5 protein-coding genes and 1 pseudogene are annotated in these 11,845 nt (G+C 73.4%); 5 read left to right on the forward strand and 1 reads right to left on the reverse strand.

Translation table 11 applies throughout. From position 1 onward, the window contains the following. Positions 1-817 precede the first annotated feature (817 nt). Entirely contained in the window at positions 818-3,139 is a 2,322-nt protein-coding gene (locus G6R25_RS16275; protein ID WP_235948718.1) for a glycosyl hydrolase, read from the forward strand. A 73-nt stretch (positions 3,140-3,212) separates the two neighbouring features. Here G6R25_RS16275 and G6R25_RS16280 read toward each other — a convergent pair. Then, positions 3,213-3,647, reverse strand: a pseudogene (locus G6R25_RS16280) (MerR family transcriptional regulator). Between the two features lie 359 nt (positions 3,648-4,006). Between G6R25_RS16280 and mfd the strand changes: the two are divergent. The 4 genes from mfd to sppA all read left to right on the forward strand — a co-directional run. Beyond that, complete coding sequence (gene mfd, locus G6R25_RS16285; protein ID WP_163553681.1) at positions 4,007-7,630, forward strand: transcription-repair coupling factor; 3,624 nt, start codon at positions 4,007-4,009, stop codon at positions 7,628-7,630. A 103-nt stretch (positions 7,631-7,733) separates the two neighbouring features. Beyond that, entirely contained in the window at positions 7,734-8,501 is a 768-nt protein-coding gene (locus G6R25_RS16290; RefSeq protein ID WP_163553682.1) for a SurA N-terminal domain-containing protein, read from the forward strand. Positions 8,502-8,544: 43 nt separating this feature from the next. Continuing rightward, positions 8,545-9,849, forward strand: coding sequence for a nucleoside triphosphate pyrophosphohydrolase (locus G6R25_RS16295; RefSeq protein ID WP_163553685.1), 1,305 nt, complete (start codon positions 8,545-8,547; stop codon positions 9,847-9,849). Between the two features lie 69 nt (positions 9,850-9,918). After that, positions 9,919-11,845, forward strand: a 1,927-nt coding sequence (gene sppA, locus G6R25_RS16300) for a signal peptide peptidase SppA (protein ID WP_163553683.1), incomplete at its 3' end; no start/stop codon positions are given.

The raw sequence follows: 11,845 nt of genomic DNA on the forward strand, positions 1-11,845 counted from the left end.
TACGCTGGCCAGGACGCCAGCGATGCCCCTCGCCGCATCGCTGCGGCCCCACCAGGCGGCCCTGGACCGGCCCGACCGCCGACGGCGGAGGTCGCCGAGTGACGGCACCACGCGGCCCACCTTCGTGGCGAATGAACGATAAATGGTGCCAGATCTCCGCAGGTCCGGCAACTCGCTTGACCGGCGCCGCGTCCTGACTGGTGGATCCCGCGATGGCGCGGGCGTCCGGCCTGCCGGCGGTCGCCGGCTGCCGGCTGCTTCCCACGGAGCGGAAGGGGTTTGGTGTCGATGCGGATGATCGTTGCTGTCCGTGATATGCCGAGGCCGCCGACATCGCTCTTCGCGCGTTGTTGTTACGGTTCGTTCGTCACTACTGGATTGATGAAGGAGCCTCGGCTCGCGGCGTTGCCGGTGCCGACGAATCCCCTGGCAAGTCGGCCGGGTGGAGGAATTGTCACCTCGGGTGAGAGTAGGGCACTGGATAAGCCGGGACGTTTCGACGGGGCGGAGAGCACGATCTGGGGTGATGCGGGTGCGCGGGCGCTCCTGGTCGGATGAGCCTGCGGCCGGAGACCGGGAGCGGGTCGCGCCTCGGTCCGCGGACTCCGGCGAGGACCGCGGGCAGCGGGGACCACGGGTGCATCGCTCCGCCGGGCCGGCGGAGCCCCGTCCGGCCGGTGGCGCCCACTCCACGGCCGGCGACCCAGCCTGGCCCGTCACGCCCGGGGCGCAACTGCCCGACGGGGACGTCGGCGGTGCTCGCGCGAACCGCCGGCCGGGTTCCGACCGTTCCGAGCGCCGGCGTCGGACGCCGCCGGTGGTCCTGCTCCCTCCGTCCATGACCGTGCGCGCTGGTGGGTCGAGGACCGACGGCGACGGTGACCAGCCGGCGGCGGCCGGTGCGGATCGACCCGCCGATCCCCGGTTGCCCGGCACCCGTCCGTCCGACTCCCGGGCCGCCGGCCCTCGCCCGACCGATTCGTCCGCCCACGCGGCGTCCTTCGGCACCGGGTTGTCGGTGGATCCGCCGACGGGCCCGCCGACTGACACGCCGAACGATCCGCCGCTCGGTCCGCCTCTGGACGCGCCGACCAATCCGCTCTCGGAGCGGGCCGTCCTGGTGCACGGTCGACCCCCGTCCGGGCAGCCGGTGGACCCGCCCGACTGGGACGAGGGCACGGCGCTGTTCCAGATTCGCCGGCCCGGCGCGCGCGGCGACGACCCCGGATGGCCGGGTGACCCCCGGGCGGACCTGACCGCGTCCCCGCCGGTGGATCATGAGCCCCCGACGCCGCCGGTGCGGGTGCGGACGCACGGACCGCGCCCGGGCGGCGAGACGGACGTCCTGCGCTGGTCCGAGACCGGCGTCCCGCCGCGGGACAGTGGACGCCGCGACGACGCCGAGTCGAACGGCCGTCACGCTGAGGGGCGGGACGACTCCGGGCTCACCCACGGGATACCGCGCACCGGGGGATGGACCGCTGCCCGCGACGCCTGGCTGGCCGCCGATCCTCGCAACGGAGGTCGGTGGGCGCCGTTGCAGCCGTCCGGCCCCGCTGCCTCGGCCGCCGCGGATGGCCCCGCCGCCCGCGGCCACGACGGCACCCGCGCTCGCACCGGCTCGGCCGGAACACGGGCTGCGGGCCGGCAGGACGAGGGCCGGGACGACCGCCGGACCGGCCAGGACCGGGGCGGGTCAGAGCGAACCGGAATCGGTCGGGCCGGGTCAGGCCGGGTTGCGCCGGAGCGAGTCCGGTCGGACCGGACCCGCTTCGACCGGGTTGGAACAGACCGAAGCGGACCGGATCGGGTCGCCCTGGATTCGGCCGGGCTGGGCCGTCGGGCCGCCTGGTCCGACGGCGAGGCCTGGTCCGACGAGGGCGGCTCGGCGCGTGCGCCCGAGGCCGCGAAGGTTGGCGCCCGCCATGCCGACCGGTCGGACGACCGCGCGGCACCGGTCTGCGGCCGGCGGGCCCGAGCGGCGGTGTGGATCACCGACCACTGGGGCGGCAATGCCAGCCGGGTCCCGCACCTGCCCGTCATCGCGGTGTCGGTCGCGGTGGTGCTCACCCTGGTCGCGGTGACGGCGCTGCTGCTGGTGCCGTCCAGCAGCGGCGGCGGGGCCGACCCCATCGCCACCAGCGCGAGGCGGGGCGCGTCGCCGGCTGCGCAGTCGGGCACCGCGGCCCGGCCCACCCTGGCTGGTGCGCAGGTGGCGGCCGTTCCACAGGTCGAGCGGGCCGCGACCACCGGGCTGTTCCCGACCGGCGTCGCCGCACACTCCCTGGCGCAGGCGAATACCTGGGCGAGGTTCCGCGGCCGGCCCAACGACGTCGTCGTGATGTACACCGACCGGTCGAGCTGGAGCTCCCTCACGGATCCGTGGATGGGACACAGCACGTCGACCTTCGCCGGGTACGCGGGCACCTGGGTCCTCACCCAGCCGCTGTTCCCCGACTCGGGGCCGGAGAAGGGCAACCTCGCCGACTGCGCGGCGGGCAACTACGACGCCAAGTGGCAGCAGTTCGGGCGCTGGCTGGTGAACATGGGCCGGGGCGACTCCTTCGTCCGGCTGGGCTGGGAGTTCAACGGCCTGTGGTTTGCCTGGGCGGCGACGGATCCGCAGCAGTGGATCCAGTGCTTCCGGAACGCCTCGTCGGCGATCAAGGCGACCAGTCCGAAGGCCCGCATCGACTGGAACCTCAACGCCCACGGGTCGACCACGTCGGTCGGCGCGTTCGATCTCTACCCCGGCGACCAGTACGTCGACGTCATCGGCGTCGACAGCTACGACCAGTACCCGCCCAGCCCGACCTACGCCGACTTCGACAACCAGTGCAACGCCGACGCGGGGCTCTGCCAGGTCATCACCTTCGCCCGGACCCACCACAAGCTGTTCTCGGTGCCTGAGTGGGGCGTGGTCAGCCAGCAGGGCACGAAGGCCGGGCGCAGCGGCGCGGCCGGCGGGGACAATCCGGCCTACATGGAGAAGATGTACGAGACGTTCGCGCACAACGCCGACATCCTCGCCTACGAGGCGTACTTCCCCGACGCGGAGGAGGGTAACGTCCGCTCCTCGCTGGTGAACCCCGATCTCAATCCGGCCTCTGCGGCTGCCTACCAACGGCTCTGGGGCTAGGCGGTCGAGTCCGACAGGACCCCGGTACGGCGTCCCGCGTGTCCCCTCGGGGCGCCGCACCGGGCGGCGGTGGTCAGACGGAGCCGCCGCCGCGCCCCGCGTCATCGTGCAGTCCGCCGACGAAGGACTCCGCCACGCTCACCTGCTCCCGCAGGGTCGAGAGCTTCTCCTCGGCGAGCAGCACCCAGGTGCCGAGCCGCTCCTGCAGCGCGGCGCGGGTATCCGCGGCCAGGTCGGGTGTGGCCAGCTCGTCGCGCAGGGTCAGCAGTGAGCGCATCTCCTCCAGGGTGAAGTCGAGCGGCTTCATCTTCCTGATGAGCAGCAGCCGCTAGATCGCGTCCGCGTCGTAGAGGCGGAACCCGCCGACGGTCCGCCCCACCGGCATGAGCAGGCCCGCTTCTTCGTAGTAGCGGACTGTTCACAGGGAGAGGCCGACCCGCTCGACTACGTCCCCGATCTGGTAGACGTTGCCGCGGGCCGCGTCCGATCTCGAAACGTTGCGGCGCATGCTGGACAACTCGACCCTAACGTCAGTGTAGGTATCAGGCGACCGAACTGGACGCCAGGCAGTCGACTGTACGTCGACAGGCCGTCGGGCGCGCTCGGGGCAGGGGCGCGGCGGGCATCCTGTCGTAGGCTGGTCATATCGTCTGTGCCGACGGGGTCGGGCCGGTGTCGGCTGACCGCCCGGGTCATCGCCGGGGGCGGGTCGGGTGGCGGCCCGGGCCCTAGGTCGAGCGGGCCCGGGCCGTGGCGGGCCCTGTTGCGCCAGGTCGTCGTGTTACGCGGTGGCGGTCTCGTGCCACGGCGTCTGCTCCACGCCTGTTTCCGTTCCGCTCGTTTCCGAGAGGCACACAGGACGCAACCATGACTCTCGCGCCGCTGCTCGACGCATTGATCGCCCGACCGGGTGGCGATCCCGCCCTGGGGCGCGCGATCGGCGCGGCGGGCGAACCCGTGCTCGACCTCGCCGGTCCGGCCGCCCTGCGGCCGTTCGCCGCCGCCGCCCTCGCCGCCGCCCACGGCGCCGGTCGGCCTGTTCTTGCCGTGGTGGCCACCGGCCGGGAGGCAGAGGATCTGGCCGCCGCCCTCACCGGCCTGCTCGGTCCCGACGTGGTGGCCGTCTTCCCGAGCTGGGAGACGCTGCCCCACGAGCGGCTGTCTCCCCGGGCGGACACGGTGGGTCAGCGGCTGGCAGTGCTGCGCCGCCTGGCCCATCCGGCGAGCACCGGCAGGCCGCCGCTGCGGGTCGTTGTCGCGCCGGTCCGCTCTGTGCTCCAGCCTCAGGTTGCCGGGCTCGGTGAGCTCGTCCCGGTCAGTCTGGCGGCGGGCGACACCGCCGACCTCGACGACGTGGTCACCCGGCTGGTGGGCATGGCCTACCGCCGGGTGGACCTGGTGGAGCGGCGCGGCGAGATCGCGGTGCGCGGCGGGATTCTCGACGTCTTCCCGCCGACCGAGGAGCACCCGCTGCGGGTGGAGTTCTTCGGCGACGAGGTGGAGGACGTCCGCCGGTTCGCCGTCGCCGACCAGCGGGCGCTGCCCGAGGATGAGGCCGGCCCGGCCGGCCCCGGCCGGCGCGGGCTGTTCGCGTCGCCGTGCCGCGAGCTGCTGCTCACCGAGGACGTCCGCGGCCGGGCCGCCGCCCTCGCCCTTCGCCACCCCCAGGTGGTGGACATGCTCGACAAGATCGCCAATGGCATTCCCGTGGAGGGTATGGAGGCGCTGGCGCCGGTCCTCGTCGACGAGATGTCGCTGCTGCTCGACGAGCTGCCGGCCGGCACCCACGTCCTCGTCTGCGACCCGGAGCGGGTCCGTTCCCGGGCGAGTGAGCTGGTGCGCACCAGCCAGGAGTTCCTGGAGGCGTCCTGGAGTGTCGCAGCCCTCGGCGGCGGGGCCCCGATCGACCTCGCTGCCGCGGCCTACCGCTCCATCGCGGAGGTCCGCGAGCGCGCGGGGGAGCTCGGGTTGCCCTGGTGGTCGGTCACCCCCTTCACCTCGGCACCGGCCGGCCCCGAGACGGGCGGTCCCGGCCCGGGGCCGGCCGGTACGGCGGCGGGCGAGGCCGGCGGGCTCGTCGCCGAGGGCGACGACACGGTGGTCGCGAGCCTGCGACCGGCGCCTCTGTACCACGGTGACATCGCCGCCGTCATCGCCGACGTCAAGGGCTGGCAGGCCGAATCGTGGCGTGTGCTGATCGTGACCGAGGGGCACGGCCCGGCCCAGCGCCTGGTGGAGATGCTGCGCGAGGCCGACCTCGGCGCCCGCTACGCCGAGGACGCCGAGCTCGCCGCCGGGGTCGTCGTGGTGACCCGCGGGCAGCTCGTCACCGGCTTCATCAGCGACACACTGCGCCTGGCAGTCCTTACTGAAAGCGACATTGCTGGTGCCCGTGGGGTCACCACCAAGGACATGCGGCGGATGCCCAGCCGGCGGCGCAAGGGCATCGACCCGCTCGCCCTGGTCCCCGGCGACATGGTCGTGCACGATGCGCACGGCGTCGGTCGCTACGTCGAGATGGTCACCCGCACCGTCGCCGGGGCGAAGCGCGAGTACCTGCTGCTGGAGTATGCCCGGGGCGACCGGCTCTACGTCCCCACCGATCAGCTCGAACAGATCACCCGGTACGTCGGCGGGGACGCGCCGAGCCTGGACCGCATCGGCGGCGCCGACTGGGCCAAGCGCAAGACCCGCGCCCGCAAGGCGGTCAAGGAGATCGCCGGAGAGCTGATCCGGCTCTACAGCGCCCGGATGGCCGCGCCCGGGCATGCCTTCGCCCCGGACAACCCGTGGCAGCGCGAGCTGGAGGACGCCTTCCCTTTCCGCGAGACGCCCGACCAGCTCGCCGCGATCGACGAGGTCAAGGCCGACATGGAAAAACCTGTCCCGATGGACCGGGTGATCTGCGGCGACGTCGGCTACGGCAAGACGGAGATCGCCGTGCGGGCGGCGTTCAAGGCCGTGCAGGACGGCAAACAGGTCGCCGTGCTGGTCCCGACGACGTTGCTGGTCCAGCAGCATTTCCAGACCTTCTCAGAGCGATACGCGGCGTTCCCCGTCGTCGTCAAGGCGATGAGCCGGTTCAACTCGGCCGGCGAGCAGAAGGCGGTCCAGGAGGGTCTCGCCGACGGCACCGTCGACGTCGTCATCGGCACCCACCGGCTGCTGTCCGGGGAGAGCCGGTTCAAGGATCTGGGGCTCGTGATCGTCGACGAGGAGCAGCGCTTCGGCGTTGAGCACAAGGAGCAGCTCAAGAAGATGCGCACGGCGGTGGACGTGCTCACGATGAGCGCCACCCCGATCCCGCGCACCCTGGAGATGTCGATCACCGGCATCCGGGAGCTGTCGACCATCGACACCCCGCCGGAGGAGCGCCACCCGGTGCTGACCTCCGTCGCCCCCTACGACACCCGGCAGGTAGCCGCCGCGATCCGCCGGGAGCTGCTGCGGGAGGGGCAGGTCTTCTTCATCCACAACCGGGTGGAGTCGATCGACCGGGCCGCCGCCCGGCTGCGCGAGCTGGTTCCCGAGGCCCGGATCGCCACCGCGCACGGCCAGATGCACGAGGACGCCCTCGAACAGGTGATGGTCTCCTTCTGGGAGAAGAAGTTCGACGTCCTGGTCTGTACGACGATCGTCGAGTCGGGCCTGGACATCTCCAACGCCAACACCCTCGTCGTCGAGCGGGCCGACGTGTTCGGTCTGTCCCAGCTCCACCAGCTGCGCGGCCGGGTCGGTCGCGGCCGCGACCGCGCGTACGCCTACTTCCTGTACCCGCCGGACAAGCCGCTGACCGAGACCGCCCACGACCGGCTGGCCACCATCGCCCAGCACAACGACCTCGGCGCCGGCATGGCCGTGGCCATGAAGGACCTGGAGATCCGCGGCGCCGGCAACCTGCTCGGCGGTGAGCAGTCCGGGCACATCGCCTCCGTCGGGTTCGACATGTACGTGCGGATGGTCGGTGAGGCGGTCGCCGAGTACCGCAAGGACAAGGTGTCCGAGCCGCCCGAGGCGAAGGTCGAGCTTCCCGTCGACGCGAGCCTGCCGCACGATTACGTGCCCAGCGAACGGCTGCGTCTGGACGCCTACCGCCGGCTCGCGGGCGCGGTCACCGACGCCGACATCGACGAGGTGCGGGGGGAGCTGGTGGACCGGTTCGGCCCGGTGCCCGAGCCGGTGGAGAACCTGCTCGCCGTCGCCGGCCTGCGGGTGCTCGCGCGCCGCTTCGGCGTTGCCGAGATCACCGCTGCCGGCCGCCAGATCCGCTTCGCGCCGCTGGAGCTGCGGGAGAGCCAGACCATGCGCCTGACCCGCCTGTACAAGGGCGCGGTGGTGAAGCCCGCGATGCGGATCGTGCTGGTGCCGGCCCCGACGGAGACGGGCCGCATCGGCTCCCGGCCGCTGCGTGACCGGGCGCTGCTCGCCTGGGCGGGTCAGCTGCTGGCTGCCGTCGCCGGCGATTCGGTCGCCGCGGCGGCCGCGGGCTGAGCGGCGTCCGACGCGGGATCCGTTGGGCGGCATCGCGGGAAATACGGCGGCGTCGGGCGGGGGAGTGTGCTTCGCCACAGGCGAGCGGATAGCGTCTGGAGTCGTGAAGCTCTCCCGTCTCCTCGCCGGTGTCGGGCTCGTCGTGCTCGTCGGGACCGCAGGGACGGCCTGCACGACGCACGCCGGGGCCGCCGCTCAGGTCGGATCGCAGTCCATCGAGACCTCGCAGCTGCGCGGCATCGTCGAGCGGGGGCTCGCGGCCGCCGACGGCGTACCGGCCTCGCAGCCCTCGCAGCCCGCGTCGAGTGCCCTCAACCGCCTCGAACTCCAACGGCGCACGCTGACCTCCCTCGTGCAGCTCGAACTGCTCTCCGACGAGGCGGCCCGACGCGGCATCAGGCTGAGCTCCGCCGATGTCGCCTCCTTCTACCAGGCGTACGCCATCCTGCAGTTCGGCAGCGTGCAGGCGTTCGAGCAGCAGGCGGCCGCCGTGGGATTCGCGCCGCGCGACGTCTCCGTCATCGTGCGTTCCGGGGCGTTGGAGTCGGCGCTGAGCGACCGGGTCAGCCCGCACCTGCTCGCCACCGAGGCGGAGACCCGGGAGCAGTACGGCAGCATCGTCGACCGGGTCGGCCGAATCCCGCTCACCTACGCGCAGGCGAAGCCGTACCTGGCCCGCTTCATCGTCAGCCAGGAGCGTTCAGCGAAGCTGCAACCCGTCCTCGCGCAGGCCGAGAAGAAGGACTCGATCTCGATCAACCCGCGGTTCGGGACCTGGAACACCGGCCAGATCGCCGTGATCGCCGCGGACGGCTCGATCGCCAGCCGGCCCGCGCCCGTCCCCACCGTGGACCTGACCGCCCAGTCCTGACCCGTCCAGTCCCGACTCCGACCAGCTGAAGCGAGTGGACGTCATGATGCTGCGGATCACCGTGGTCGTCACCAGCCCGCGGGTCGCCCCGGGCCTGCTCACCGCGCCGGCGTGGGATCTGGTGCGCCGGATGCCGGTGCTGACCGCCGCCGCGAACCATCCGCAGCTCGCCGCCCTGCGCGCCGCCGGCGCCATCGTCGTCCTCGTCGACGGCCACGCGGCGGTCGATCGGGCGGGGGACGATCTGGCCGCCCTCCTGCGCGCCGGCCTGCCAGATCCGGCGGCGACCGAGCTCGCCTGGCTGCCGGACCCGTCCGCGCCGGCGCCGCTCGACCTGTTGCTCGACCGCCTCGCCCAGCCCCGTCCGCCGGCCGCCCCCGGCCTCGACGCGGGCGTGACGCCGTCCGCCGGGATCGTGGTGGGCACCCTCGCCGGTACGGCGGAGCTGCCCGGGTCGGTCCTGCTCGATGCTGTGGCGGTGATGGACCGGCTGCGCTCCCCGGGCGGCTGCCCGTGGGACGCTGAGCAGACCCACGAGTCCCTCGCCCCTTACCTGATCGAGGAGACCTACGAGGCGTACCAGGCAATCGAGGACGGCGACCTCGCCGAGTTGCGCGAGGAGCTCGGCGACGTGCTCATGCAGGTGCTCTTCCACGCCCGGATCGCCGCCGAACGCGCGAGCGACGGCTGGGATGTCGACGATGTGGCGGCGGGGCTGGTCGCGAAGTTGATCCGGCGCCACCCGCACGTGTTCGCCGACGTGGTCGTCGACGGGTCGGCGAACGTCGCCGCCAACTGGGACGCGATCAAGGCGGTGGAGAAGGGGCGCGCCTCGGTGACCGAGGGGGTGGCGCTGTCTCAGCCGGCGCTGACACTCGCGGCCAAACTGCTCAAGCGGGCCGGCGGGATCGGCGTGCCGGTGGATCTCGCGCTCACCGAGATCGCCGGTGGGACGGGCGGCGCGCAGGCCGGGCTCGGTGGGGCGGCGGAGTCCGGCAAGGTGGCCGGATCGGGCGAGGTGGCCGGGTCCGACGGGGTAGCCGAGGCCGGCGAGCGGGTCGCGGCGATCGCGGCCGCCGCCGCCCGGGCGCTCGGCCGGTCGGGTGTGGCCGCTGACGACGTCCTCGGTGATCTGCTCGTCGCCGCCGTCGCACTCGCGCGGGCGGCCCGGGTCGATCCGGAGCGGGCCTTGCGCACGTCGGCGCGCCGTTTCCGGGACCGGCTGGCGGCCGCCGAGAGCGCGGCCCGGGTGGACGGCGCCGCCCCGGCTACGCTGCCCGGCGCGCGCTGGCGGGAACTGTGGGTCGCCTCGGCGAGGTCGGGTGACAGCGTCACGCCGGCTGGGTGACCGCGAGACGACCGTGAGGTTGACGCGGTCAGGGGAACCTGGGCGGTCGGTGGTACTAGCCTGGCGACCATGGCTGCCACCCCACGTAAGGCGCTGGCCGACGTCCGCCAGATCGCGGCGCGGCGGACGGCTCCGATCGTCCTGGAACTCGATCTGACGGTCGATCCGCTCGAAGGCGTTCCCAGCGATCCGGTCGCCCTCGCCCTCGCTCACCGGCGCACCACTTTGCGCGATCTAGTGGAGGCTCTCCGTCATGCCGCCGAGGATCCGCGGGTGTCGGTCGTGGTCGCGCACATCGCCGCCGTCGGGACGCCGCTGGCCCGCATCCAGGAGATCCGGGCGGCGATCGGCCTCTTCCGAGCCGCCGGCGGCACGGCCATCGCCTACGCGGACACCTTCGGCGAGTTCGGCGGCGGCACCGGCCCGTACTACCTCGCCTGCGCGTTCGACGAGATCTGGCTGGCCCCGTCCGGGGACTGCGGGCTGACCGGCCTGGGGATGGAGACGCCGTTCCTGCGCGGCGCGCTGGACCGTCTCGGCGTCGCGGTCGAGATCGGCCAGCGCTACGAATACAAGAACGCGGTGAACACGCTCGTCGAGCGGGACTTCACGCCGGCGCACCTGGAGGCGGTGAGCCGGATCATCGAGTCCAGCTCGGAGCAGGTCGTGGCCGGCATCGCCGAGGGCCGCCGGATGCCGGCCGACCGGGTTCGCCGGCTGATCGACCTTGGCCCGCTGGCCGGCACCGTCGCCCTCGACGTGGGGCTCATCGACCGCCTCGGCTACCGCGACGAGGTGTACGCGGCCGCGCGGGAACGGGTCCGCCGTTCGGCGGCGGGCGATGCGTCTGCGGCGCCCGGCGCGGCCGGGGCTGGGTTGGCCGGGGTGGTCGACGCCGATCTCGCCCCTACCGCGGACACCGACCTCGCTGCCGGCGAATCGGATGGCGGGTCCGCGGGCGAGGGCGCCGAGCCGGTGCTGATGTACGCCTCCGCCTACCGCCGGCTCGCCGAGCGGCGGGAGAAGTCGCCGGTGCGTCGGGTCGCGACCCTCATCGCGCGGGGTCCGGGCGCCTTCTTCCTGCGCGAGACCGCACCCACGCCGCAGCGCCGGGCCGACGCCCCCGCAGCCGGCACCGGGTCGGGCTCAGATGCGGCGGGGTCGCTTGACGACAGCGCGGCCGCCGGGGACACCCGGGGCGTCCCGCTGGCGCCGTCGGTCACCGCGCCGCATCGCGACCCACGCCGGTCGGTCGTCGCGCTCATCCACGGCACCGGCCAGGTCATCCTCGGGCAGGGCAGCCCGGGGCCGTTCGCCAGCCCGGTGCTCGCCGCGGAGGCCGCCGCGGCGGCGTTCCGGGCCGCCGCGCGCGACGAGGACGTGGTGGCGGCGGTGTTCCGGGTGAACAGCCCGGGTGGTTCCTACGTCGCCTCGGACCTGGTGCGCCGGGAGGCTGAGCGGTTCCGGGCCAGCGGCCGCCCACTCGTCGTGTCGATGGGGGACGTCGCCGCGTCCGGCGGTTACTTCGTCTCCCTGGCCGCGGACCTCATCGTCGCGAATCCCGGCACGCTGACCGGGTCCATCGGGGTATTCGCCGGCAAGCAGGTGGTCCGGGAGCTGCTCGACAAGGTCGGGGTGGGCTTCGGCGCGGTCGCCGAGGGCGAGCATGCCCTGATGATGTCGCCGCGGCGCCCGTTCACCGTGGGGGAGCGGGAGAAACTGGAGGAGTTCCTCGACCGCGTCTATGCGGACTTCGTCGACAAGGTGGCCGCGGCCCGGCGGCTGACCCGGGAGCAGGTGCACGAGCTGGCCCGCGGCCGGGTGTGGACGGGGGCCGACGCCCACGCGAACGGCCTGGTTGACGAGCTCGGTGGGCTGACGGACGCCCTCAGGCTGGCCTGGATCCGGGCTGGGCTGCCCGAGGGGGACACGCCCCGGGTGTGGCTGGCGCCCAGGCCGTCCGTGCTGGAACGGGTCCGGGCGCCGAAGTCCAGCG

Source organism: Candidatus Frankia alpina (assembly GCF_902806485.1).
Taxonomy (GTDB): domain Bacteria; phylum Actinomycetota; class Actinomycetes; order Frankiales; family Frankiaceae; genus Frankia; species Frankia alpina.

What these genes read in the sequence shown, in the direction of transcription:
- mfd (WP_163553681.1), top strand. Translation starts at nt 4,007, where the DNA reads ATGACTCTCGCGCCGCTGCTCGACGCATTGATCGCCCGACCGGGTGGC.
- G6R25_RS16295 (WP_163553685.1), top strand. Translation starts at nt 8,545, where the DNA reads ATGATGCTGCGGATCACCGTGGTCGTCACCAGCCCGCGGGTCGCCCCG.